This window comes from Vibrio chagasii, assembly GCF_024347355.1.
In the GTDB taxonomy this organism is placed as follows: domain Bacteria; phylum Pseudomonadota; class Gammaproteobacteria; order Enterobacterales; family Vibrionaceae; genus Vibrio; species Vibrio chagasii.
Map to the genome: position 1 here is coordinate 604,584 of NZ_AP025465.1, position 24,809 is coordinate 629,392.

15 protein-coding genes, 3 tRNA genes and 3 rRNA genes are annotated in these 24,809 nt (G+C 45.3%); 14 read left to right on the top strand and 7 right to left on the bottom strand.

Annotation, left to right across the window (positions count from 1 at the left end; translation table 11 throughout):
- Positions 1-414 precede the first annotated feature (414 nt).
- Both OCV52_RS02655 and OCV52_RS02660 read right to left on the bottom strand, forming a co-directional pair.
- Positions 415-1,839 (bottom strand): MltF family protein, encoded by a 1,425-nt coding sequence (locus OCV52_RS02655; RefSeq protein WP_315973344.1) that lies wholly within the window; start codon positions 1,837-1,839, stop codon positions 415-417.
- 138 nt (positions 1,840-1,977) lie between these two features.
- Positions 1,978-2,706 carry an outer membrane protein assembly factor BamD gene (locus OCV52_RS02660; RefSeq protein ID WP_008221648.1) on the bottom strand — a complete coding sequence of 243 codons (729 nt, stop codon included), beginning with the start codon at positions 2,704-2,706 and terminating at the stop codon, positions 1,978-1,980.
- Between the two features lie 137 nt (positions 2,707-2,843).
- Here OCV52_RS02660 and rluD point away from each other — a divergent pair, with 137 nt between their 5' ends.
- From rluD to OCV52_RS02715, 11 genes are all read left to right on the top strand, one after another.
- Positions 2,844-3,818 carry a 23S rRNA pseudouridine(1911/1915/1917) synthase RluD gene (gene rluD, locus OCV52_RS02665; RefSeq protein WP_004739484.1) on the top strand — a complete coding sequence of 325 codons (975 nt, stop codon included), beginning with the start codon at positions 2,844-2,846 and terminating at the stop codon, positions 3,816-3,818.
- 2 nt (positions 3,819-3,820) lie between these two features.
- Entirely contained in the window at positions 3,821-4,561 is a 741-nt protein-coding gene (gene pgeF / locus OCV52_RS02670; protein ID WP_137408525.1) for a peptidoglycan editing factor PgeF, read from the top strand.
- A 142-nt stretch (positions 4,562-4,703) separates the two neighbouring features.
- A complete protein-coding gene (gene clpB / locus OCV52_RS02675; RefSeq protein ID WP_137408526.1) occupies positions 4,704-7,277 on the top strand; it encodes an ATP-dependent chaperone ClpB in 2,574 nt (857 codons plus the stop codon).
- Positions 7,278-7,835: 558 nt separating this feature from the next.
- A 16S ribosomal RNA gene (locus tag OCV52_RS02680) occupies positions 7,836-9,390 on the top strand.
- Positions 9,391-9,466: 76 nt separating this feature from the next.
- Positions 9,467-9,542 (top strand) — tRNA-Ala (locus OCV52_RS02685).
- A 308-nt stretch (positions 9,543-9,850) separates the two neighbouring features.
- A 23S ribosomal RNA gene (locus OCV52_RS02690) occupies positions 9,851-12,741 on the top strand.
- A gap of 162 nt (positions 12,742-12,903) precedes the next feature.
- Positions 12,904-13,019 (top strand): 5S ribosomal RNA (gene rrf / locus OCV52_RS02695).
- The 16S, 23S and 5S rRNA genes sit together here with 3 tRNA genes alongside, the layout of an rRNA operon.
- A gap of 81 nt (positions 13,020-13,100) precedes the next feature.
- Positions 13,101-13,177, top strand: a tRNA-Asp gene (locus OCV52_RS02700).
- Positions 13,178-13,212: 35 nt separating this feature from the next.
- A tRNA-Trp gene (locus tag OCV52_RS02705) sits at positions 13,213-13,289 on the top strand.
- A gap of 302 nt (positions 13,290-13,591) precedes the next feature.
- Positions 13,592-14,431: a penicillin-insensitive murein endopeptidase gene (gene mepA, locus OCV52_RS02710; RefSeq protein ID WP_137408907.1), complete on the top strand. Its 840-nt coding sequence runs from the start codon at positions 13,592-13,594 to the stop codon at positions 14,429-14,431.
- 264 nt (positions 14,432-14,695) lie between these two features.
- The gene (locus OCV52_RS02715; RefSeq protein ID WP_008223900.1) at positions 14,696-15,004 is read left to right on the top strand and encodes a hypothetical protein; all 309 of its coding nucleotides are present in this window, start codon (positions 14,696-14,698) and stop codon (positions 15,002-15,004) included.
- 42 nt (positions 15,005-15,046) lie between these two features.
- On the opposite strand, the gene OCV52_RS02720 is transcribed toward OCV52_RS02715, so the two are convergent.
- The 3 genes from OCV52_RS02720 to rdgC all read right to left on the bottom strand — a co-directional run bounded on the left by OCV52_RS02720 (position 15,047) and on the right by rdgC (position 17,852).
- Positions 15,047-15,301 carry a YfhL family 4Fe-4S dicluster ferredoxin gene (locus tag OCV52_RS02720; RefSeq protein WP_004740368.1) on the bottom strand — a complete coding sequence of 85 codons (255 nt, stop codon included), beginning with the start codon at positions 15,299-15,301 and terminating at the stop codon, positions 15,047-15,049.
- Positions 15,302-15,329: 28 nt separating this feature from the next.
- Complete coding sequence (gene trhP / locus OCV52_RS02725; RefSeq protein ID WP_061033314.1) at positions 15,330-16,733, bottom strand: prephenate-dependent tRNA uridine(34) hydroxylase TrhP; 1,404 nt, start codon at positions 16,731-16,733, stop codon at positions 15,330-15,332.
- 204 nt (positions 16,734-16,937) lie between these two features.
- A complete protein-coding gene (gene rdgC / locus OCV52_RS02730) occupies positions 16,938-17,852 on the bottom strand; it encodes a recombination-associated protein RdgC (RefSeq protein WP_137408908.1) in 915 nt (304 codons plus the stop codon).
- Between the two features lie 194 nt (positions 17,853-18,046).
- On the opposite strand from rdgC, the gene phoB reads away from it, so the two are divergent.
- From phoB to OCV52_RS02745, 3 genes are read left to right on the top strand one after another with little or no spacing between them, the layout of a single operon-like run.
- A complete protein-coding gene (gene phoB, locus OCV52_RS02735; protein ID WP_004735064.1) occupies positions 18,047-18,736 on the top strand; it encodes a phosphate regulon transcriptional regulator PhoB in 690 nt (229 codons plus the stop codon).
- 33 nt (positions 18,737-18,769) lie between these two features.
- Positions 18,770-20,068, top strand: a complete 1,299-nt coding sequence (phoR, locus tag OCV52_RS02740; RefSeq protein WP_102424693.1) for a phosphate regulon sensor histidine kinase PhoR — start codon at positions 18,770-18,772, stop codon at positions 20,066-20,068.
- A 17-nt stretch (positions 20,069-20,085) separates the two neighbouring features.
- Complete coding sequence (locus OCV52_RS02745) at positions 20,086-21,042, top strand: PstS family phosphate ABC transporter substrate-binding protein (protein WP_008223911.1); 957 nt, start codon at positions 20,086-20,088, stop codon at positions 21,040-21,042.
- 46 nt (positions 21,043-21,088) lie between these two features.
- Here the strand turns inward: OCV52_RS02745 and ppx are convergent, their stop codons facing one another.
- Together ppx and ppk1 are read right to left on the bottom strand one after the other, a co-directional pair.
- Positions 21,089-22,600, bottom strand: a complete 1,512-nt coding sequence (gene ppx / locus OCV52_RS02750) for an exopolyphosphatase (protein WP_137408909.1) — start codon at positions 22,598-22,600, stop codon at positions 21,089-21,091.
- Complete coding sequence (gene ppk1 / locus OCV52_RS02755) at positions 22,591-24,687, bottom strand: polyphosphate kinase 1 (RefSeq protein WP_137408910.1); 2,097 nt, start codon at positions 24,685-24,687, stop codon at positions 22,591-22,593. The genes ppx and ppk1 overlap by 10 nt, the downstream gene beginning before the upstream one ends.
- Between the last annotated feature and the right edge of the window lie 122 nt (positions 24,688-24,809).

Genomic DNA, 24,809 nt, shown 5'->3' on the forward strand with positions numbered 1-24,809 from the left:
TCCTCTGTTGTATCCCTCATGGGTTAACTTCAGATTACGACTTTTGGGAATTGATAATGTGATCTGGATCTTGTTTTGGTTGGGTGGAATGAGCATTAAAATCAAATGTGATCTTACGCAAGTCTTGATATCTTTTTGGCGAAAAATGCTTGTTATCCTTATGGAAAACGATAAGTTGGAGGCAAGGCTTCGCTAAAAATTAAATCAGTTTTTAGGGGCGTCTTACAGCTTACAGAAAGTGCTTGATGGATATTTATCCAAAAGTATTTTGTGATCTAGAGCACGTGACACATATCGCTAGGTAAGCTTCCTCAGAATTAGACAAACAAAAGCCGCATAACTTTGCTTATGCGGCTTTTGTGTTTTTGTCTTTACTCAATGTCTCTTCTTGTCTGGCTCAAGTTTATAGTCGCTCTAATCATTCGTTTTGAGCAATCTCGCCGTGCCGTTCTCTCTAATCGCATTGATTGCCTCTAGCTGTTTATAGATGACGAAGTAGCGATTGATATTGGCAACGTAGGTGATAGGCTCTTTACTGACGTATTTACGAGTAATTATCTCTACGTTTTTAAACCAGATGTTCGGGTTGTAGCCTTTCTTCTTCGCAAGGTTCCTCATCTTTCTGATCTTAGCTGGACCTGCGTTATAGGAGGCGAGAGTAAAGTAAATCTGGTTATCTGGAGTAATGGCTGGGTCATCAAAATATCTATCTTTAATGAAGCGCATGTATTTCACACCAGCATGGATGTTGTTATCGACGATGTGGATATTCTTGATGTTGACGTTTTTGTCTCTCGCAGTGCTAGGTAGAACCTGCATTACTCCAATAGCACCTCGGTGGGAGACTCTGCTTTGATCAAGGCCCGACTCTTGGAAGCCTTGCGCAGACATCATCAAAGGATCGAATTCATACTTATTCGAATACTTTTCAAATACATCAGCCAGTTTAGCAACGCGGTCAACTTTGTTCGGGTTGAGTGCCCGACCTAACCAACGAGTATTATCTATGTATTTCTTATAGATAACGTTTCCAAGCAGGGTACCTGTTCGAGCTGTCTTAACGTATTTGTTTATCTCTTTCTTTAGTTGAGGGCTGTCTTTTCTTAATGCCCAGGCTATTTGACCATTTTCGCGTAAAGGTAAGTCGTGATGGACTTGAATGTTTTCCATCACATCGATCCACAGTTTCGCTTTGTGGCTGTCTAGAATCGTACCTTGTATATAGCCTTGGTTAACGAGCTCGATCAGTTCGTAGTCTTGCAGTGACTCTTCGATGAAGTGGACATGCAGTGGCGGTAAACCCAGTTCGTTGAGTTCCTTATTGACCCTTTGCACGCTTTCGAAGTAACTGGAGCTGGCCCGAATCCATACTTCCTTACCACTAAGCTGCTTGATCTCGGTGATCGCTTCTGAATTCTTGCCAGTGATAATGAGCTCTTTACCGTCTTTAATCATAGGGGCTGAAAAATCGATCACCTTTAATCGCTTATCGGTGACGGTCAGGTTTGCAACAGCAACATCGCCATAGCCTGACTGTAGAGAGGGGAGCAGGTCATCCCGCTGCACAGGAATAATTTGAACGTTCAGGTAAGGGTGCTTCTTGCGAAGACTTTTTTCGAAATGGTAAAGCATCTCGGCAACGATGCCTTTGGGCTTGCCATCTTCTATATAGTAGAAGCCAAGATCAGCAGAGACCAGCACTCTCACTGTACCTTTGGTTTTGAGTACGTCGAGGTCCCCCATGTAAGGCTTATTGCTTAATGGCGAGAGTTCTAATGCGTGGGAAAATTGGCTAAATAGCACGATCCCAATAAATAATAACAACCTACTCACATCCACACTCCATGTTGATGTTTTGTTAAAAGTTATTTATTGAAGATACCGTGTATTGTGCGATTCATCAAGTTCGTGGAATAGGTTTAAAAAAAGCGCGCTAGTAAATTAGCGCGCTTTTTTAGTCAGGAACAGAATGGTTGGCTAAGGTAGTGGGTTCAGCTCAATCAAGGCTTCTGTTCTTTGAATCGCGTCCTCAAGGCCAAGCTGTTTGTAGGCCTCTAGCTGAATTTTTAGAGACTTACGCGCTGCGATGGTATCTGGGTAAGTCTTTTGCAGTTCTTGCGTTCTATTGATTGCTGCGATCCAAGCTTCACGACGTAGATAGAAATCTGCCGTTGCTAGGTCGTAATCCGCCAAACGGTTTTTAAGTGCGAACATGCGTTTTTGTGCATCTTCTGCGTAAGGGCTTGCTGGGAAGCGCTCTAGTAGTCGTTTGAAATCAGCAAAAGCGAGTTTTACTGGCTCAGGATCTCGGTCGCTACGGTCGATATTAAAAATATCGTGCATAAAGTTTCTGTCTTGTGCCATGTGCGTTAGGCCGCGCATGTAAAGAACCCAGTCTTGTTTTTCGTGAGTTGGGTTTAAACGCAAGAAACGTGAAATGGTCGCTAGGCCAAGCGCTAGGTCATCATTTTTGTAGTAAGCGTAAATCAGGTCTAGCTGTACTTGTTCAGAATAGGCGCCGAAAGGGTAACGAGAGTCTAGAGCTTCTAGCTTTTCAATGGCAGAAAGCCAGCTACCACTTTGTAGCGATTCTTGCGCCTCAGAATAGAGAACCGATGGCGGTACATCTGGCACTATCTCTTCGGTACTTGAACAACCAGCCAAGAGTGATACGGCTAATAGACCCGCTAAAGTAAGGTGTTTCATGTCAGGCGTCGATTCCTTGAATTAAATATTTCGTAAGCTTCCGTTACTTTCTAACCAGTAACAGATACAATGATGCAATTATTCTATTTTATCCATACTAATGGGTATTAGTCTCACGGTTTTTAAAAAAGTTCGATATGGCTCAGCAGATCACATTAACAGACACAGTAAAAAGCAGCCAGTTAGGTCAACGTTTAGACCAAGCTGTCGCTGAACTATTTACCGATTTTTCTCGCTCTCGTATTAAAGAGTGGCTTCTTGACGGCAAAGTCCAAGTGGACGGTGAAGTTATTACCAAGCCACGCGTTAAGGTTATGGGCGGAGAAGAGATCATCTTACAAGCTGAACTTGAAGATGAAGAGCGCTGGGAAGCACAAGACATTCCTCTAGACATTGTCTTTGAAGATGAACACCTATTGGTTATTAACAAGCCACGTGATTTTGTTGTTCACCCAGGAGCAGGTACGCCGGATGGAACCGTGCTAAACGCGTTGCTGCACCACTACCCACAAATCGCTGAAGTACCTCGTGCAGGTATTGTTCACCGTCTAGATAAAGACACGACAGGTCTTATGGTTGTTGCTAAAACAGTACCAGCACAGACTCGCCTTGTACGTGCACTGGCTAAGCGTCGTATTACTCGTGAATACGAAGCGATTGCAATCGGCAAAATGACCGCTGGTGGCATGGTAGAAAAAGGCATTAGCCGCCACGCTACCAAGCGTACTTTGATGGCTGTGAATGAAACGGGCAAGCCAGCGGTAACTCACTACCGCGTTGCTGAGCACTTCCGTGAACATACACGTATTCGCCTACGTCTAGAAACGGGTCGTACTCACCAAATCCGTGTACACATGTCTTACCTTCAGCATCCACTGCTAGGTGATATTGCATACGGCGGTCGTGCACGTATTCCAAAGGGCGCATCAGAAGAACTAACGAAGATGATTCGTGCTTTTGACCGTCAAGCACTACACGCGGTTATGCTCAAATTTGTTCACCCAATTACGGGCGAAGAAGTTGAGTTCCACGCACCTGTGCCAAATGACATGGTTGTGATGGCTGAAGCACTACGTGTTGATGCTCGCGATAACCTAGAAGAAGACATTTAATTATGTCGATGATCATCCCTAACTGGAACGCACCAAGTAACGTGAAGGCTTTTGCTTCGACGCGTGTTGGTGGTTTTTCTGCTGATGCATATCAAGGGCTAAACCTCGGTATGCATGTTGGGGATGATGCTTCACTGGTTGAACGTAACCGAATATGGCTTACGCAACACGCTAATATGCCCGCAGCACCCATATGGCTAAACCAAACACACTCGACTGATGTGATTACAGTTTTAGAGCCTACAACCAATGTTCTCGATGCTGATGGAGCTTTCACCACTGCGAGTGGCGTAGTGTGTTCAGCTATGACTGCAGATTGTTTACCAGTGATTCTTACTGATACTAAAGGTACTCAAGTTGCTGCGGTTCATGCCGGATGGCGTGGTCTTGCTGGTGGTATTCTTGAAAATGCAGTCGCAAAGTTTACCAATCTCAGCTCTGATAACCAGATCATAGCTTGGCTAGGCCCTGCGATTGGCAAACAAGCCTTTGAGGTTGGTGATGATGTGTTGGAAGCTTTCGTTGGTTTTGACCCTCAAGCCAAGCTTGCATTCAAAGCGAAAACTGAACCGGGCAAATGGTTAGCGAATATGTCTCAACTTGCAACACAGCGACTTACTAAAGTGGGTGTTTCGCAAGTGACGGGTTCGAACCTTTGTACTTTTGCCGATTCTGATGCTTTCTATTCTTATCGTCGAGATGGCGTTACTGGACGTCAGGCTACCTTTATTTGGCTAGAGTAACGTTTAGTAAGTGTCCGCTTTTATCCAGCACAATTATATTTTTATATAAACTCTATTCTTCATTCCTATCCCTTGAAAATCCGCGTTACCGTATCCATCTTCTAACCATAAGATAAACATATCTAAGAGTAGGAAGGTTGGCATGCGTCTCGATCGATTCACTAGTAAATTTCAAATTGCGATATCTGATGCTCAGTCGCTCGCATTAGGTCGTGATCACCAATATATAGAGCCTGTACACCTAATGGTGTCGCTATTAAATCAAGATGGTAGTGCGATTCGTCCATTGCTTACTATGTTGAATATTGATGTGGTTCAGTTGCGTTCAAAGTTAAGCGAAATATTAGACCGTGTACCGAAAGTAAGTGGTATCGGTGGTGATGTTCAGCTTTCGAATGCAATGGGTACTCTGTTCAATCTATGTGACAAGGTCGCACAAAAGCGCCAAGACACATACATTTCTTCGGAAGTCTTCCTACTTGCTGCAATTGAAGATAAAGGTCCTTTAGGTAACCTGCTCAAAGAGCTAGGTCTTACTGAGCAAAAATTATCTCAAGCTATCGAGCAGGTTCGCGGTGGTCAAAAAGTTGATGACCCAAATGCCGAAGACCGACGTCAAGCATTAGAGAAGTTCACCATCGATCTGACTGAAAGAGCTGAGCAAGGCAAGCTCGATCCTGTTATCGGTCGAGATGACGAAATCCGCCGTACTATCCAAGTACTTCAGCGTCGTACTAAGAACAACCCAGTCATTATCGGTGAACCTGGCGTTGGTAAGACAGCTATCGTTGAAGGTTTGGCTCAGCGCATTATTAACAATGAAGTGCCTGAAGGTTTAAGAGGCCGACGCGTACTTTCATTAGACATGGGCGCTTTGGTGGCCGGTGCTAAATACCGTGGTGAGTTTGAAGAGCGCTTGAAATCAGTCCTCAATGAATTGTCTAAAGAAGAGGGCAATATCATTCTCTTCATCGATGAAATTCATACCATGGTCGGCGCTGGTAAAGGTGAAGGCTCTATGGATGCGGGTAACATGCTGAAACCAGCATTAGCTCGTGGTGAGCTTCATTGCGTTGGCGCGACGACTCTTGATGAATACCGTCAATATATAGAGAAAGATCCAGCGTTAGAGCGCCGCTTCCAAAAAGTACTTGTCGATGAACCAACGGTTGAAGACACGGTGGCGATTCTTCGTGGTTTGAAAGAGCGTTATGAACTTCACCATCATGTAGAAATTACCGACCCAGCGATCGTCGCTGCAGCAACACTATCTCACCGATATGTTTCTGATCGTCAACTGCCAGATAAAGCAATTGACCTGATTGATGAAGCAGCATCGAGTATCCGTATGCAGATTGATTCAAAACCTGAATCTCTGGATAAACTCGAGCGTAAGATCATTCAGCTTAAGATCGAGCAGCAAGCGCTGACTAATGAAAACGATGAAGCCAGTGAAAAGCGTCTTCGCACCTTACAAGCGGAGCTTTCAGATAAAGAACGTGACTTTGCTGAACTTGAAGAAGTGTGGAACGCTGAGAAAGCAGCACTGTCTGGCACGCAACATATCAAATCAGAGCTAGAACAAGCTCGTATGGATATGGATTTTGCAAGACGTGCAGGTGATCTAAATCGAATGTCTGAACTGCAATATGGTCGTATCCCAGAGTTGGAGAAGCAACTAGACCTTGCGACTCAAGCTGAAATGCAAGAGATGACCTTACTACGTAATAAGGTTACTGATGCAGAAATTGCCGATGTCCTGTCTAAGCAAACGGGCATTCCGGTTTCCAAAATGTTAGAAGCAGAAAAAGAGAAGCTTCTAAAGATGGAAGGTGTTCTGCATAAGCGTGTTATCGGCCAAGGCGAAGCGGTAGAAGTGGTATCGAATGCGATTCGTCGTAGCCGTGCTGGTTTATCGGATCCGAATAAGCCAATTGGTTCTTTCCTATTCCTTGGTCCTACAGGGGTAGGTAAAACGGAGCTTTGTAAAACGCTCGCTAACTTCATGTTTGATAGTGACGATGCAATGGTACGTATCGACATGTCTGAATTTATGGAGAAGCACTCTGTTGCTCGTTTAGTTGGCGCACCTCCGGGTTATGTTGGTTACGAAGAAGGTGGTTACTTAACTGAAGCAGTGCGTCGTAAACCATATTCAGTAATCTTGTTAGATGAAATTGAGAAAGCGCACCCAGATGTTTTTAACATTTTACTTCAGGTACTTGATGATGGGCGTCTAACCGACGGGCAAGGTCGTACGGTCGACTTCAGAAATACGGTAGTGATCATGACATCGAACTTGGGCTCTTCAAGAATTCAAGAAAACTTCAATACGCTCGATTACCAAGGAATAAAGAATGAGGTGATGGAAGTGGCAGGTAAACATTTCCGTCCTGAGTTTTTGAACCGAGTGGATGAAAGCGTTGTGTTCCACCCATTAGGGCAAGAGCACATTCAATCTATTGCTTCTATTCAGCTTGAGCACCTAAAAAAGCGTATGGAAGATAATGGTTATGAACTTGAGGTGTCAGAAAAAGCGCTGAAGCTAATTTCTCAAGTTGGCTTCGACCCTGTATATGGGGCACGACCGTTGAAAAGAGCAATTCAACAGAGTGTAGAGAACCCATTGGCGAAAGCGATACTTGCTGGAAAAATCAACCCAGATAAAAAAGTACAGCTATTAGTTAATAACGACAGAATTATTGCTCACCAGTAATTGGGGCAGAAACAATAGGTACGATTCGCTAAATTTAGTCTAAATCGTACCTATTTCGAACGCTTTGTATAAATACTATTCGAACAGTCGCCAGTGGCGGCTTTTTTTCGTTTTTGGCCTTGTGCGCAAGATTATTATCTCTATAATGCGCCTCCGTTGTCAGGGATAACCAAGCGGTTTGAACTAAGCAGCAAAACGGCAAATAAGCATTTAAGATGCTTCAAAAAATTAGCAGGAAAAAGTGTTTGACACTGAATCCCAATTCGCTAGAATGGCCGTCCACTTCGAGAGGATCCTTACTAAAAGGAACGCTTAAGAAGTTAAGCTCTTTAACAATTTAAACCTATCAATCTGTGTGGGCACTCGTTGATGAATATCACTAAGTTTGTTTTCGCTTTTTAAAAGCAAAAGCAAATGTGAAACTTCGGTTTCAACTTGATTTCAATGAACTGAGTGACCAATTCGAATCGAAAGATTCGGCACAGTCAATTCAACATTACTTAGCTTTTTATTAAGCGAAGAGAATGTAATCAGTATTCATTGAGTCAACAAAATCTTAAATTGAAGAGTTTGATCATGGCTCAGATTGAACGCTGGCGGCAGGCCTAACACATGCAAGTCGAGCGGAAACGAGTTATCTGAACCTTCGGGGAACGATAACGGCGTCGAGCGGCGGACGGGTGAGTAATGCCTAGGAAATTGCCTTGATGTGGGGGATAACCATTGGAAACGATGGCTAATACCGCATAACGCCTACGGGCCAAAGAGGGGGACCTTCGGGCCTCTCGCGTCAAGATATGCCTAGGTGGGATTAGCTAGTTGGTGAGGTAATGGCTCACCAAGGCGACGATCCCTAGCTGGTCTGAGAGGATGATCAGCCACACTGGAACTGAGACACGGTCCAGACTCCTACGGGAGGCAGCAGTGGGGAATATTGCACAATGGGCGAAAGCCTGATGCAGCCATGCCGCGTGTATGAAGAAGGCCTTCGGGTTGTAAAGTACTTTCAGTTGTGAGGAAGGGGGTGTCGTTAATAGCGGCATTTCTTGACGTTAGCAACAGAAGAAGCACCGGCTAACTCCGTGCCAGCAGCCGCGGTAATACGGAGGGTGCGAGCGTTAATCGGAATTACTGGGCGTAAAGCGCATGCAGGTGGTTCATTAAGTCAGATGTGAAAGCCCGGGGCTCAACCTCGGAACTGCATTTGAAACTGGTGAACTAGAGTACTGTAGAGGGGGGTAGAATTTCAGGTGTAGCGGTGAAATGCGTAGAGATCTGAAGGAATACCAGTGGCGAAGGCGGCCCCCTGGACAGATACTGACACTCAGATGCGAAAGCGTGGGGAGCAAACAGGATTAGATACCCTGGTAGTCCACGCCGTAAACGATGTCTACTTGGAGGTTGTGGCCTTGAGCCGTGGCTTTCGGAGCTAACGCGTTAAGTAGACCGCCTGGGGAGTACGGTCGCAAGATTAAAACTCAAATGAATTGACGGGGGCCCGCACAAGCGGTGGAGCATGTGGTTTAATTCGATGCAACGCGAAGAACCTTACCTACTCTTGACATCCAGAGAAGCCAGCGGAGACGCAGGTGTGCCTTCGGGAGCTCTGAGACAGGTGCTGCATGGCTGTCGTCAGCTCGTGTTGTGAAATGTTGGGTTAAGTCCCGCAACGAGCGCAACCCTTATCCTTGTTTGCCAGCGAGTAATGTCGGGAACTCCAGGGAGACTGCCGGTGATAAACCGGAGGAAGGTGGGGACGACGTCAAGTCATCATGGCCCTTACGAGTAGGGCTACACACGTGCTACAATGGCGCATACAGAGGGCAGCGAACTTGCGAGAGTGAGCGAATCCCAAAAAGTGCGTCGTAGTCCGGATTGGAGTCTGCAACTCGACTCCATGAAGTCGGAATCGCTAGTAATCGTAGATCAGAATGCTACGGTGAATACGTTCCCGGGCCTTGTACACACCGCCCGTCACACCATGGGAGTGGGCTGCAAAAGAAGTGGGTAGTTTAACCTTTCGGGGAGGACGCTCACCACTTTGTGGTTCATGACTGGGGTGAAGTCGTAACAAGGTAGCCCTAGGGGAACCTGGGGCTGGATCACCTCCTTATACGAAGATATTCACGATAAGTGTCCACACAGATTGATGGTTTAATAAGTTAAGAGTAGGGAATACTTTTCCAGATGGGGCTATAGCTCAGCTGGGAGAGCGCCTCGCTGGCAGCGAGGAGGTCTGCGGTTCGATCCCGCATAGCTCCACCATCTTTAAGTGTTCTTATTTCTTTAGAATAGAAAGTAGAATCTTTAAAAATGGTTATTTCTTTTGAAATATCTAGCTCTTTAACAATTTGGAAAGCTGACTGATTAACTCTACGAGTTAATCAAATTAAAAGTTCTCAATGTTTATCTTTTGGATAAACACAACACAAACACATTCAAGTGTCTTGTATTCGATTCAAACTTGTTTGAATCACATTGAGTCCGGCAAACACGTAATAAGAACTAACCCTTCTTGTTACAACCAAAAACCTTGGTTAGTTGCCATACACTAAGACTCTTTCGGGTTGTATGGTTAAGTGACTAAGCGTACACGGTGGATGCCTTGGCAGTCAGAGGCGATGAAGGACGTATTAACTTGCGATAAGCCCAGATTAGACAGTAAAAGTCATTTGAGTCTGGGATTTCCGAATGGGGAAACCCACTTACATAAGTAAGTATCTTGTTGTGAATACATAGCAGCAAGAGGCAAACCGGGGGAACTGAAACATCTAAGTACCCCGAGGAAGAGAAATCAACCGAGATTCCGAAAGTAGCGGCGAGCGAAATTGGATTAGCCCTTAAGCTTTTAATGAGACAGACGAAGGCTCTGGAAAGTGCCGCAATAAAGGGTGATAGCCCCGTAGTCGACATCTCATCATCAGTGAAAACGAGTAGGGCGGGACACGTGATATCCTGTCTGAATATGGGGGGACCATCCTCCAAGGCTAAATACTACTGACTGACCGATAGTGAACCAGTACCGTGAGGGAAAGGCGAAAAGAACCCCTGTGAGGGGAGTGAAATAGAACCTGAAACCGTGTACGTACAAGCAGTAGGAGCACCTTCGTGGTGTGACTGCGTACCTTTTGTATAATGGGTCAGCGACTTAATTTTAGTAGCAAGGTTAACCGTTTAGGGGAGCCGTAGGGAAACCGAGTCTTAACTGGGCGTACAGTTGCTAGGATTAGACCCGAAACCAGGTGATCTAGCCATGGGCAGGTTGAAGGTTGAGTAACATCAACTGGAGGACCGAACCGACTAATGTTGAAAAATTAGCGGATGACTTGTGGCTAGGGGTGAAAGGCCAATCAAACCTGGAGATAGCTGGTTCTCCCCGAAAGCTATTTAGGTAGCGCCTCGGACGAATACTACTGGGGGTAGAGCACTGTTAAGGCTAGGGGGTCATCCCGACTTACCAACCCTTTGCAAACTCCGAATACCAGTAAGTACTATCCGGGAGACACACGGCGGGTGCTAACGTCCGTCGTGGAGAGGGAAACAACCCAGACCGCCAGCTAAGGTCCCAAAGTATAGCTAAGTGGGAAACGATGTGGGAAGGCTCAGACAGCCAGGATGTTGGCTTAGAAGCAGCCATCATTTAAAGAAAGCGTAATAGCTCACTGGTCGAGTCGGCCTGCGCGGAAGATGTAACGGGGCTAAGCTATACACCGAAGCTGCGGCTACGCACTTATGTGCGTGGGGTAGGGGAGCGTTCTGTAAGCCGTTGAAGGTGGTCTGTAAGGGCTGCTGGAGGTATCAGAAGTGCGAATGCTGACATGAGTAACGATAAAGGGAGTGAAAAACTCCCTCGCCGGAAGACCAAGGGTTCCTGTCCAACGTTAATCGGGGCAGGGTAAGTCGACCCCTAAGGCGAGGCCGAAAGGCGTAGTCGATGGGAAACGGGTTAATATTCCCGTACTTCTTACAATTGCGATGGGGGGACGGAGAAGGCTAGGTGGGCCTGGCGACGGTTGTCCAGGTTCAAGTACGTAGGCGGAAGAATTAGGTAAATCCGGTTCTTCTTAACGCTGAGATACGATGTCGAGCTACTACGGTAGTGAAGTCATTGATGCCATGCTTCCAGGAAAAGCCTCTAAGCTTCAGATTGTAAGGAATCGTACCCCAAACCGACACAGGTGGTCGGGTAGAGAATACCAAGGCGCTTGAGAGAACTCGGGTGAAGGAACTAGGCAAAATGGTACCGTAACTTCGGGAGAAGGTACGCTCTTATCAGTGAAGTCCCTTGCGGATGGAGCAGACGAGAGTCGCAGATACCAGGTGGCTGCAACTGTTTATTAAAAACACAGCACTGTGCAAAATCGTAAGATGACGTATACGGTGTGACGCCTGCCCGGTGCCGGAAGGTTAATTGATGGGGTTAGACTTCGGTCGAAGCTCTTGATCGAAGCCCCGGTAAACGGCGGCCGTAACTATAACGGTCCTAAGGTAGCGAAATTCCTTGTCGGGTAAGTTCCGACCTGCACGAATGGCGTAATGATGGCCACGCTGTCTCCACCCGAGACTCAGTGAAATTGAAATCGCTGTGAAGATGCAGTGTACCCGCGGCTAGACGGAAAGACCCCGTGAACCTTTACTACAGCTTGGCACTGAACATTGAACCTACATGTGTAGGATAGGTGGGAGACTTTGAAACCGCGTCGCTAGATGTGGTGGAGTCGTCCTTGAAATACCACCCTTGTAGTTTTGATGTTCTAACGTTGGTCCCTGAATCGGGATTACGGACAGTGCCTGGTGGGTAGTTTGACTGGGGCGGTCTCCTCCCAAAGAGTAACGGAGGAGCACGAAGGTGGGCTAAACACGGTTGGACATCGTGTGGTTAGTGCAATGGCATAAGCCCGCTTGACTGCGAGAATGACAATTCGAGCAGGTGCGAAAGCAGGTCATAGTGATCCGGTGGTTCTGAATGGAAGGGCCATCGCTCAACGGATAAAAGGTACTCCGGGGATAACAGGCTGATACCGCCCAAGAGTTCATATCGACGGCGGTGTTTGGCACCTCGATGTCGGCTCATCACATCCTGGGGCTGAAGTCGGTCCCAAGGGTATGGCTGTTCGCCATTTAAAGTGGTACGCGAGCTGGGTTTAGAACGTCGTGAGACAGTTCGGTCCCTATCTGCCGTGGGCGTTGGAAAATTGAAGGGGGCTGCTCCTAGTACGAGAGGACCGGAGTGGACGAACCTCTGGTGTTCGGGTTGTCATGCCAATGGCATTGCCCGGTAGCTAAGTTCGGAATCGATAACCGCTGAAAGCATCTAAGCGGGAAGCGAGCCCTGAGATGAGTTTTCCCTGACACTTTAAGTGTCCTAAAGGGTTGTTCAAGACTAGAACGTTGATAGGCAGGGTGTGTAAGTGCTGCGAGGCATTGAGCTAACCTGTACTAATTGCCCGTGAGGCTTAACCATACAACACCCAAGGGGTTTTGATGGACTCAAAATTGTTGTTTCCGCTTTAAAAAGCAGAGGCAAACAAGAACACTTGAATGAGTTTACGTAAGAACTTTTAATAGCTTTCCAGATTATTTTGCCTTCAGTTTTTAAAAAAGCTGAAAGTAAAAGCAGAATTTGCTTGGCGACCATAGCATTGTGGACCCACCTGATTCCATGCCGAACTCAGAAGTGAAACACAATAGCGCCGATGGTAGTGTGGGGCTTCCCCATGTGAGAGTAGGACATCGCCAGGCTTAAAATTTATTTTCACTTTTCAAAAGTGAAGACAAAAAGTGTTATGAATGACTTGTCAGCGATGATAAGTAGTCCACTGCGGAGTGGTAGTTCAGTTGGTTAGAATACCGGCCTGTCACGCCGGGGGTCGCGGGTTCGAGTCCCGTCCACTCCGCCACTTATTCAGAGTTTCAGCTCTTTAAAACTGAAAATAGGGGTGTAGCTCCAATTGGCAGAGCAGCGGATTCCAAATCCGCGTGTTGGGAGTTCGAATCTCTCCACCCCTGCCATATACGAAGCCTCAGCAGAAATGCTGGGGCTTTTTTACGTCTGTTGCTTCTGCAAAGCAATGTTGGGAGCTGTAGCGCCAGCCCGGTCGAATCTCCGGAGTGCCGGCTCACCCCTGCTATATTTAAGGCTCTAGTCGAAAGACTAGAGCCTTTTTGCTTTCTTAAGTTGAAATACTTCATAACCCCCTTTCAGCTTCTTCTATCTCAAATTTCTCTCTGCTCCCAAAAAGTTGCCAATAATCGTAAACTGTTCTCAAATGCCGACTAGTATAAATAATATGCATCACTTACATGGAACGGTTATGAGGTTATCTTTTGTTTTAGTTGCCCTGTTTTATTCATTTTCTTCTTTAGCAACCCCTTGGGAGAAAGAGAAAAGCCCGACGACAAACTCGACCTCATCGATCGGCAGTTACGCTAACGGCTGCTTGGACGGTGCAAAGGTTTTACCGATTAATGGTGTTGGCTATCAGATTATTCGTCCCCAAAGGGAGCGTTACTATGGTCACACAGAGGCTATTCAGTTTGTTGAAAGGCTCGGCGTGACAACAAGTGAGCAATTGAACACGAATCTATTGATTGGTGATATCTCACTTCCTCGTGGTGGACGCTTTTCATCTGGGCACTCAAGCCATCAAACTGGATTAGATATAGACATATGGCTGAGGTTAACGGACAAAAGGCTCTCTGAGAACGAACTCGCCGTTCCTAAGCCAGTCAGTGTCGTCGATCTTACTAACTACAAGCTTCGCCAGTCTAATTGGACTAACGACCATTTCCAAGTGATTCGCCATGCCGCTAAAGATGAAAAAGTGGTGCGCATTTTTGTTCATCCAGTGATTAAGCAGGCTCTTTGCGAGCAGGAAGTTTCTGATGTTAAACAAAGAGGGTGGTTAGGCAAGATCAGACCGTGGTGGGGACATCACTCTCACTTTCATGTTCGCTTAAAGTGCCCTGAAGGTAGTGCCAATTGTATCCCTCAAGCTAAACCTCCTAAAGGTGATGGTTGTGGCGAAGAGCTCGCGAGTTGGGCGCCAAAGACAATCCCTGTTCCTCCTCCTAAAAAGGTAGCCACCAATAAGAAAAAAAAGAAAATTCAAGTCATACCTAGTCAATGTTTAGCCTTGATTTCGAATAAGTAATCGAATTATCAATGGCTTATTAAGGTGGTAATGCCACTCGTTTTGTCGACTCTAAAAACTGGAGAAATGTCACACTTTTGTCTAGAGTTTATAAATGCGACATTAAGAATATCGTTTGATATTGAAAGCATTAATTTGAATAAAACAGCGACAATTTGGCTGGGCTAGGTCAGGAGTAAGTGTTTGGGGTGAAAGATGCGGCTTATGTGTAGTATGTGAAATCAGAGTCTGATACCCGTAGATAGATAATTCAAGGATAAGACTATGACTATGATTTGTGCAAAGGAATTTTCAGAATGGTTAAGACATAGGTTCAGCACTGAGAATGCGGGTATTTCTATTTCAAGAGATGATATCAACCAATTAACAGGCAGACAGCGACTAGACCCTAGCTTTGTCAACGATGTACATTATGAATTGATGCAGTATGGAATGGCATTTGTGACAGATACCGGGCGGGAAAACTTTTATCTCGTTCCTGTATCACAGTCGATAAATTGGCGAGAGCGACTCGAATATCAATTTGAAAAAGAGTTATTCTGCAACATTTATCCCATCGAAAAATCCGGATAAGAAAAAGGTTCAACTTAATGATTAAGTTGAACCTTTTCTCTTTTAGGTCAAGCCTTGAATGATAACAAACTTCTCTAGTAGCTCGTCTTCAGTTTCAATATGGTTTGGGTCGGTGATGATGCACTTGGTAATTGGGCATACAGACTGACACGTTGGCTTCTCATAGTGACCTTTACATTCAGTACATAAATCTGGGTCGATTTCGAAGATGCTGTCACCCATAGTGATTGCGCCATTTGGGCATTCAGGGTCACACATATCGCAGTTTATGCACTTGTCAGTGATTAACAGAGCCATAGCTTACTTCTCGGTTTTCTAAGTAAAGTTACTTACCAGATGCGTTGCGTGTATCTTGGCCTTCGCTCAAGTTACGCATCAACAAGCCGTACTCTAAGTCTAGATCAGCTGGTACAGGGATGAATACAAAGTGACCGTTGCCTTTTGCGTCTTCAACGGCTTCAGACTTACGGTTTTCCATCATCTCTAGTGTGAAAACAACGTTACCTTTTGGTGTCATCATTTCCAAGCTGTCGCCTACTAGGAACTTGTTTTTCACTTCTACTTCCGCTAGATCGCCACGGCGTTTACCTGTGAATTCGCCAACAAATTGTTGAGTATCAGAGATAGAGTAACCGTACTCGTAGTTTTGGTAAGTGTCGTGAGTGTGGCGACGTAGGAAGCCTTCAGTGTAGCCGCGGTGCGCTAGGCTCTCTAGAGTACCCATTAGGCTTTCATCAAATGGCTTGCCTGCTACGGCGTCATCGATAGCTTTACGGTAAACTTGTGCAGTACGAGCACAGTAGTAGAAAGACTTAGTACGGCCTTCGATTTTCAGTGAGTGAACACCCATCTTCGTTAGACGCTCAACGTGCTGGATTGCACGAAGGTCTTTTGAGTTCATGATGTAAGTACCATGCTCATCTTCAAACGCAGCCATTTTCTCTTCAGGCTTGTGTGACTCTGAAAGTAGAACCACTTCATCTGTTGGTTTACCTAGACCTAGTGTGTTGTCTGGACGTTCGTCTTGAACTTCAACATCCTGAATCTCTACACCAGTAGGGTTTGCTTCAACGATCTGACCGTTTTCGTCTTCTTTTGCCGCTTCAGTTTTGTATTCCCAACGACAAGCGTTAGTGCAAGTACCTTGGTTAGGATCGCGTTTGTTCATGTAACCAGAAAGTAGACAGCGACCAGAGTACGCCATGCAAAGTGCACCGTGAACAAAGATCTCTAGTTCTGTTTCAGGACAGTGTTCGCGGATCTCTTCGATCTCTTCAAGTGATAACTCACGAGATAGGATGACACGCTCAACGCCTTGTGTAGCCCAGAATTTTACAGTTGCCCAGTTTACAGCGTTAGCTTGAACTGAAAGGTGGATAGGCATTTCAGGGAATGCTTCACGAACCATCATGATAAGACCAGGATCAGACATGATAAGAGCGTCTGGGCCCATATCAACAACTGGCTTAAGGTCGCGAATGAAAGTTTTTAATTTAGAGTTGTGTGGCTGAATGTTACATACAACATATAACTTTTTGCCTTGAGCATGAGCTTCATCGATACCGATTTGTAGGTTTTCGTGGTTGAACTCATTGTTACGAACGCGAAGGCTGTAACGTGGCTGGCCCGCGTAAACCGCATCAGCGCCGTAGGCGAATGCGTAACGCATGTTTTTAAGGCTTCCTGCCGGTGATAATAGTTCAGGTACAAATGGTTTTTGTGTAGTCATTGCTTCGTTCTCTAATCTGATCTCAAGTCAGGTTGATACCACCAAGTGATATCAAAGGGGCGCAAATTTTACGCTAAAATGAGTCTGGTTGATAGCCCTAAAGATAGCAATGATATTAAGAAGAGAGTGAAGGGATAAATATACAGCGGGAAATGTAGGGAAAATAAGCTCAGGCACGGAGCACCTGAGCTTTGGAGATACCGATTAAGCGTTCGGTTGAGTTAATCCACCTAGTGATTCGAATAGATTCGGAAGGAACACGCTGAACTCACCACATAGCAATGAGAAATCTGCATCAAAGCGTGCAGCTTGGTCCTCACGGGGAATATCGTCGTTCTCATCTTTAAGTTCATCGCTAAACTTCAGGCGCTTGATACTGCCGTCTTCAGCCAGGATGAATTCAATGCGATCTTGCCAGTTGATAAGCAGCTTGGTTACCACTTTATTTGCTTCGATGTGGTTTTTAATCTCGTCGGCTTCTAGCTCTTGTTTTTTAACTCGAACAATACCACCGTCTTCTTGAATCGACTTAAGCTCAGCTTCATCAAGCATTGTAATGCCTTGAGGCGTATCACCTGATTTAACCCACTCGGTTAGTGTTGTTTCTATCGCTTGCTCAGGAATAGCTGGCACGACTGGTAGGCTACCCATTGTTTTACGCAGCAGAGCTAATACGTCTTCTGCTTTTTTGTAGCTGCTTGCATCAACAACAATGAAACCTTCTTTTGGCATGATCAGCGCGTATGTGAAGTTACTGCGGCTGAATGCGCGAGGAAGGAGATCAATGATGATGTCTTCTTTGAGGCTGTCTTTCTCTTTCTTTTTAAGAGGAGTGCCAGACTCAGCTTCAAGTGTTTCGATTTTTGCATTCAGTGACTCTTTAATCACAGATGCTGGTAGCATTTTCTCTTCTTTCTTTGCACAGACGAGAATGCGGTTCTCTGATACGTGCGTCATCATATCGCCATGTTTACCCATTGCGTGCACCCAACCAAATTTCTGTTTGTCTTGGCTACCACAAGGAGTAAAGCGGAATTCTTCAAGTTGTTTCTCTAGCTGATCTGCGTTGAAATCAATATCACGGTTGAAGCGATAGACTAGGCAATTTTTAAACCACATATATTTTTCTCATACCTTTTTAGAAGTGCCTCATGATATGAGATCTAATTCGATTTGTCCTTAGCTCTGTATCAAAAGTTATAAAGTGAAACGTTTGAGACAGTTATATGAAAATTTGTTTTCAAAGGTCACAAAAGTGTCATAATTAACTCAGATAATGCAATGCGTTGATTAAATACAAAGGCTATTCAATTATGTCGAGAAGGATTCTGGTCGTTGAAGATGAAGCACCTATTCGTGAGATGCTGTGTTTTGTACTTGAACAAAAAGGCTACCAAGCAGTAGAGGCTGAAGATTACGATACAGCGGTAAACAAGCTATGTGAACCTTTCCCAGATCTAGTATTACTAGATTGGATGCTACCTGGTGGTAGCGGGATAAACTTTATCAAGCACATGAAGCGTGAAGAGTTAACTCGCAACATCCCAGTGGTGATGCTAACAGCTCGTGGTGAAGAAGAAGATAAGGTTCGCGGTTTAGAAGTTGGCGCTGACGACTACATTACCAAACCGTTTTCGCCAAAAGAGCTTGTTGCTCGCCTTAAAGCGGTGATTCGTCGTGTAACACCAACGGCATTGGAAGATGTGATTGATGTACAGGGCCTTAAATTAGACCCAGTATCACACCGCGTGACCGCAAGTGAAGGTCCAGTTGATATGGGACCAACAGAATTCAAAATGCTGCATTTCTTTATGACGCACCAAGAGCGTGTATACAGCCGAGAGCAGCTGCTTAACAACGTTTGGGGTACCAATGTTTACGTTGAAGACCGAACGGTTGATGTACATATTCGACGCCTGCGTAAAGCGCTTGAGTCTGCAGGTCACGATAAGCTAATCCAAACGGTTCGTGGCGCTGGCTACCGTTTTTCTACAAAGGCTTAATGTGGCTTCGCTGCCCAGTTTACGGAGTCCTGAATGGTTGAAAAGTTAACCTGGAAAAAGCTGGCTTGGGAGCTGGCTTTTTTTTACGCACCATGGGTTTTAGTCGGATGGATATTCGGTTACCTACCTTGGTTACTGCTGGCTGCTACGGTATTGCAGCTCGGCTGGCATCTACACAACCAAATGCGTTTGTCCGCATGGCTGTGGGATGAGAAGCGTCTAACTCCACCTTCAGGCTCTGGGAACTGGGAATCTCTGTTTAACGGTATTTATCGTATGCAGCAGAGACAGCGTCGCAAACGCAAAGAACTGACTAACCTTATCCGCCGTTTCCGTAACGGTGCAGAATCGCTTCCCGATGCCGTTGTGGTATTCCGCGGTGAAGGCAATATCGTTTGGTGTAACAAGCTAGCTCAGTATTTGCTGGGCTTTCGTTGGCCAGATGATTCAGGTCAACCGATCTCGAATTTGATTCGTTCTCCAGATTTTATTAAGTACCTTAATAAGCAAGATTTCTCTGAGCCATTAGAGATGCCTTCTCCATTGAATGTGGAGCGTATGCTCGAGCTGCGTATTGTGCCGTATACCGAGGGTGAACACCTGATGGTGGTACGTGATGTGACCCAGCTTAAGCAGTTAGAAGGCATGCGCCGTAACTTCTTCGCTAACGTTTCTCATGAATTGCGTACGCCGATGACCGTCCTTCAAGGTTACCTTGAAATGACCGAAGATCCAGACATGATCGTTGGCCCAATGTGGACCAAGGCGCATGGCGTAATGACTGAGCAGCTCAATCGAATGAACAGTTTGGTTAATCAATTACTCACGCTTTCGAAAATTGAAGCGGCGCCAATGCATGAGTTGGATGAAGTGGTCAACGTTCCGGCGATGCTTGAGGTTCTTGAGAAAGAAGCGGCGAGCCTTAGCGGTGAGCGAGAACATAAACTTGAATTTGATATCGATAAGAGTCTGCGAGTTCTTGCCGACGAAGACCAATTGAGAAGTGCGATATCGAATTTGGTTTATAACGCGGTTAAATATACACCCGCAGGTGCAACGGTCAAAGTGCGTTGGTATCAAACCAGCCAAGGCGCGTGCTTAGATGTGTCAGATACTGGTGATGGTATTGAGCCTCAACACTTACATCGACTCACAGAGCGCTTCTATCGTGTAGATAAAGCCCGCTCTCGTGATACCGGTGGTAGTGGTCTTGGATTAGCGATTGTAAAGCATGCGCTTAGCCACCACGATTCACATCTCGAAATTCAAAGTGAAGTGGGCGTCGGCAGTCGTTTCCATTTCACGTTGCCAAACCGATTGACTGTGTCATGAATGACTTAATACGCAGGATGCGTTTGCCAATTGGTTCACTGTTAGCGATGGTATTGGCGTGTCCAAGCTTCGCTGAGCAGAGTGTTGAGTCATTGCCTGATTATTCCAAAGTTCCTGGTATCTCTGGAAGCTTGTTATCGGTCGGGTCTGATACTTTGGCTGGGATGACGACATTGTGGGTAGAGGAGTTTAAATCCTACTACCCGAATGTGAACGCTCAGGTCCAAGCATCGGGCTCTTCTACTGCGCCTCCTGCATTGACGGAAGGGACTGCTCACCTTGGCCCTATGAGCCGACCAATGCGTTTACGTGAAGTGGAAGCTTTTGAAAGAGAGCATGGCTATAAGCCAACTGCATTACGAGTCGCTATTGACGCAATCGGGCTGTTTGTCCACCGAGATAACCCTATTGAAGGGCTTAACTTTCGTCAGATTGATGGCATCTTTTCTGAGACATTACGCTGCGGAGCAACAAGGCCCCTCAATAACTGGCAAGATCTCGGAATCGATCAGCCATGGGCGAAACATCGATTCCAATTGTTCGGTCGCAATTCTGTATCGGGGACTTATGGATACTTCAAACAGAATGCACTGTGCGGCGGTGACTTTAAAAATCGTGTGAATGAGCAACCTGGTTCGGCTTCAGTCGTTCAGTCGGTCGCTTCATCCATCAGTGGGATTGGCTACTCGGGCATTGGCTACCGCGTAGCAGGTGTTAAGCTGATTCCTATTGCAGAGCACGGCTCTAATTATGTTGAGCCTACGCGTGAGAATATCTTGAGTGGTGATTACCCTCTATCTCGTTTTCTCTATGTGTATGTGAATAAGCATCCGGATAAACCACTTTCTCCGGTTGAGAGAGAGTTCCTTACTTTTGTATTCTCAAAGCAGGGACAAGAGCTTGTAGAAAAAGATGGCTATTTAGCGATACCGTCTGAGTTCGCAGAGCAAGAGCTCGCAAAAGTTGGGTTATAGCTCAAACTCAATATACAGATAGCCTACTTGCGGTAGGCTATTTCCCTCATTTCAAATCTAAACACCAACCGGCATTTTTCCAGCGCTGCTGTTCTTCTTTTAACTCGTAATCGAGTAGTTGGTTTGTATCTAACCAGTCACTATTTTCGCCAGTCAAACTCCAATGGTCATCCATTTTTATGGTTAGCTTTATATTGGGCACTGGTGCTTGGCTGCGTTGTCGATTGAGTAAGATTGCCAGCCTAAGTATTCGTATCATCAGCGTCACTTGTTGCAACGAAAACAGTGCTAATGTTGGCAAGTCTGGCAGCTTGAGCGCTTTTCTCTGATATCGAACGATGACCGAGATAAGTCGTTGCTGCTCAGTATTAAAACCGGGCATGGTGGTATGTCTAATCAGATAGGCTGAATGGCGATGATACCCTTGAAATGCCACGCTTTGGCCCACTTCATGCAGCAGTGCAGACCAACCAAGTAAGTCAAACAACTCAGCGTCTACAGTGCCCTCCAGTTGTGTTTTTGCTTGCAGTAATAGTGTGTGAGCTGTCTCTTTGACTTTTTCGGCGTGCGTTAAGTCAACATGATAGCGAGAGAGCAATGTTTCTGCGGTACGAGACCTTATATCAAGGCTCTTGAACTTATCTTCCATGTCATACAGAACGCCTTCTCTCAATGCTCCGTCAGACACATACAACTCATCTATATTTAAGCTATCCATGACAGCGGAAAGAATCGTGGCACCTGCAGCAAAAACGGGCTTTCGTTCATCGCTTAAACCCAACAGCTTGATGCTTTCTACAGATGAAAACTCCTTTAGATGGTTTTTAAGATAAGTAAGCCGTTGTGGAGTGATGTACTCATCGATAAAGCCCAACCCTTTGAGTGCCTCTTTTATAGATTTCGCTGTGCCAGATGAGCCAAAAGCGATTTCCCAAGAGGTGGATTGGTAATTCTTAATGACTGGTGTTAATAGTTGAATCGCAGCGGTATAAGCAGTAGCAAAATGCTGTGAAGTTAACTGATTATCACTAAAGAACCGCTGAGTAAAACTGACGCACCCCATCGGCAAGCTATGCATGACGTCGGGTGTGAAGCCCTGTCCGGTCACTATCTCAGTGCTTCCACCACCAATATCGATAACGAGCTTTGATTTGGAAGCGGTTTGAGTGTGTTCAACCCCGTTGTAAATCAATCGTGCTTCTTCTTGCCCTGAAATGATCTCGATGGGAAAAGGGAAAATGAGTTTGGCTTGTTCGATAAAGGTGTTTGAGTTCTTTGCTTTTCGTAGGGTATGGGTAGCTACGACTCTGACATCGTCTATCTCAAAATCAGTGAGTCGTTCAGCGAATACTTTTAGACACTCTAGCCCGCGATGAATCGCTTGGTCTGATAGTTGGTGGTGTTCACCCAACCCATCACCCAACCGTACTTTCTGTTTATGTCGGCTGACGAGTTGTAGGTGTTTGCCAAACACTTGAGCAACCACCATATGAAAGCTGTTCGAACCTAAATCGATAGCTGCAATGCATCTGGATTGTTTGTCGTCACTTAGCGGCATGATTTCTTCTCTTGCTTGTGCTTTTTACGAGCTTGCTTCTCTATATGTTTAATATAGTGGTAAGTAGCGAGTTGTGACGTGGAATGCGTAAGTTGAGTTGTGGTTGAAGGCTTGTACTGATTGGTCATCGTATGATCGATCATCCGCGCCTTATGTTTGTCATCAAAATGAAACTCGGTGATATCAATGATAGTTTGCTTGATCTTAGAGTCCAAAATTGGCGTTGCTACTTCAATTCTATGGTCAAAGTTTCGAGTCATCCAATCGGCGGAAGAGATGTAAACCTTGGGTTTTCCGGCATTGTTGAAGATCATCACTCTTGGGTGCTCAAGAAAACGATCGACCACACTGATGATCTCAATATTGTCACTGACGTTTGGTATTCCCGGAACCAGTGAGCACATACCACGAATGATCATTCTTACTTTTACGTTGGCTTGGCTCGCTAGGTAGAGCTTTTCAATGATTTCGCGATCCACTAAGTTATTGAGCTTTAAAGTTATACTCGCAGGCTTACCCTCTGAGGCATTCTGGATCTCTTTATCGATCAGCTGATACAGACGCTTTCTGGTATTTTTAGGTGAGACTATCAGCTGTTTGAACTGCGTTTTTTGATACGGGTTTTCGATGTATTTGAAGACTTGGCGAACTTCATGCGTGAGCTCTGGGTTTGCGGTAAGTAACGAGAAGTCGGTATAGACACGAGCAGTGATTTCATGAAAATTGCCTGTACCGATATGAACATAACTCTCCATAGCCTTACCGTTCTTGCGCTTGATGAGTAGCAATTTTGAATGGATTTTTAGACTAGGGATACCATAAACCACCTTCACTCCTGCTTCTTGGAGTCTCTTTGCCCACTGAATGTTGGCTTGCTCGTCAAAGCGGGCTTGAAGCTCAACCACCACGGTGACTTTCTTGCCATTGTGGGCCGCATCAATGATCGAGTTGAGTAACTTAGAACCTTCAGCAACACGGTAAACGTTGATCTTGATGACCGTTACTTTGGGATCAAACGAAGCCTGCCTGACCAGTTCGGTAATGTGATCGAAAGTATGGTACGGGTAGTGCAATAAGATATCGCGAGCTTTGATCGCTTCAAAATAGTTACTGTAATGAGCAAACGACGCACACTTAATCGGTGAGAGAGGCGCGTTAACGAGATCATCTCGATTGAGGGCTGGGAAATCACAGAAGTGCTTAAAGTTTTGATAACGACCGCCAGAGAGTACGCTGTCATAGTCTGATAGTTTGAGCTTGATTCGCAAGAAATTCAGCATCTCTTGTGGCATCTCGGATTCATAGATCAAGCGTATCGGCAGCGCTGTTAAACGTTGTTCAATGCCAATCGACATCGATTCTAAAAGGCTGCAGTTACTGTCTTCTTGTAGGTCATAGTCTGCATCACGTGTCATTTTGATGGCGAAGCAACGCAGCGAATCGTATTCGAAGAAGCCTTTAAGTAAGTCGTCTAGGCAGAAACGAACTATATTATCTAACAAGATCAGGGTAGTACGTTGTGAGTCTGACGGACTCGGCAATTTTACAAATCGAGGTAAAGCGTCAGATGGAATCTCTAACAGAGCGTATTGAGATGATCCATTGTGTTCAATATCGATAGCTAAATAACTTTGTTCGTCTTTGAGGATATTGAGCAGTTGGCTATCTTCGTTAAGTAGCAAAGGCGTAAGATGCGGGAGTATTTTCTTTCTAAAGTATTTTTTTAGCCAATCACTCTGCTCGGCATTAATTTGCTGTTCATTAACCAAAAAAATACGATTACGTGCCAATTCGAGCAACAACTCTTTGTAAAGTGAATGAAAACGAACATCCAGCTCATTCGCCTTCTGTTGCATCTGAGTCAGCAAGGTTTTTGAAGTGTCAGAGTTGGACTCAGTATCTTGCAATAAGATCTTGCGTTTTACGTCGGAAAATCGGACTTTGTAGAACTCATCGAGATTTTTTGAGTAGATCCCTAGAAAACGAACTCTTTCGATCAAAGGGACAGACTTGTCAGCTGCCTCTTGAAGCACTCTTTCGTTGAACGATAACCAGCTAAGTTCTTTTGCGACATAGTCTTTTTCCATCGTATTGTTGATCCTTGAATGCTGACTATTGGGAGACTAGTTTAATTTATAACGTTAGCGCTCACAAAAGTAATGATCTTTGGATAATAAAAAGGGTGAACAAACTTGTTATTAGTTTCAGT

What these genes read in the sequence shown, in the direction of transcription:
- rdgC (WP_137408908.1), bottom strand. Translation starts at nt 17,852, where the DNA reads ATGTGGTTTAAAAATTGCCTAGTCTATCGCTTCAACCGTGATATTGAT.
- ppk1 (WP_137408910.1), bottom strand. Translation starts at nt 24,687, where the DNA reads ATGGAAAAAGACTATGTCGCAAAAGAACTTAGCTGGTTATCGTTCAAC.
- clpB (WP_137408526.1), top strand. Translation starts at nt 4,704, where the DNA reads ATGCGTCTCGATCGATTCACTAGTAAATTTCAAATTGCGATATCTGAT.
- OCV52_RS02745 (WP_008223911.1), top strand. Translation starts at nt 20,086, where the DNA reads ATGCGTTTGCCAATTGGTTCACTGTTAGCGATGGTATTGGCGTGTCCA.
- rluD (WP_004739484.1), top strand. Translation starts at nt 2,844, where the DNA reads ATGGCTCAGCAGATCACATTAACAGACACAGTAAAAAGCAGCCAGTTA.
- phoR (WP_102424693.1), top strand. Translation starts at nt 18,770, where the DNA reads ATGGTTGAAAAGTTAACCTGGAAAAAGCTGGCTTGGGAGCTGGCTTTT.
- trhP (WP_061033314.1), bottom strand. Translation starts at nt 16,733, where the DNA reads ATGACTACACAAAAACCATTTGTACCTGAACTATTATCACCGGCAGGA.
- OCV52_RS02720 (WP_004740368.1), bottom strand. Translation starts at nt 15,301, where the DNA reads ATGGCTCTGTTAATCACTGACAAGTGCATAAACTGCGATATGTGTGAC.
- pgeF (WP_137408525.1), top strand. Translation starts at nt 3,821, where the DNA reads ATGTCGATGATCATCCCTAACTGGAACGCACCAAGTAACGTGAAGGCT.
- OCV52_RS02715 (WP_008223900.1), top strand. Translation starts at nt 14,696, where the DNA reads ATGACTATGATTTGTGCAAAGGAATTTTCAGAATGGTTAAGACATAGG.
- phoB (WP_004735064.1), top strand. Translation starts at nt 18,047, where the DNA reads ATGTCGAGAAGGATTCTGGTCGTTGAAGATGAAGCACCTATTCGTGAG.
- mepA (WP_137408907.1), top strand. Translation starts at nt 13,592, where the DNA reads ATGAGGTTATCTTTTGTTTTAGTTGCCCTGTTTTATTCATTTTCTTCT.
- OCV52_RS02660 (WP_008221648.1), bottom strand. Translation starts at nt 2,706, where the DNA reads ATGAAACACCTTACTTTAGCGGGTCTATTAGCCGTATCACTCTTGGCT.
- ppx (WP_137408909.1), bottom strand. Translation starts at nt 22,600, where the DNA reads ATGCCGCTAAGTGACGACAAACAATCCAGATGCATTGCAGCTATCGAT.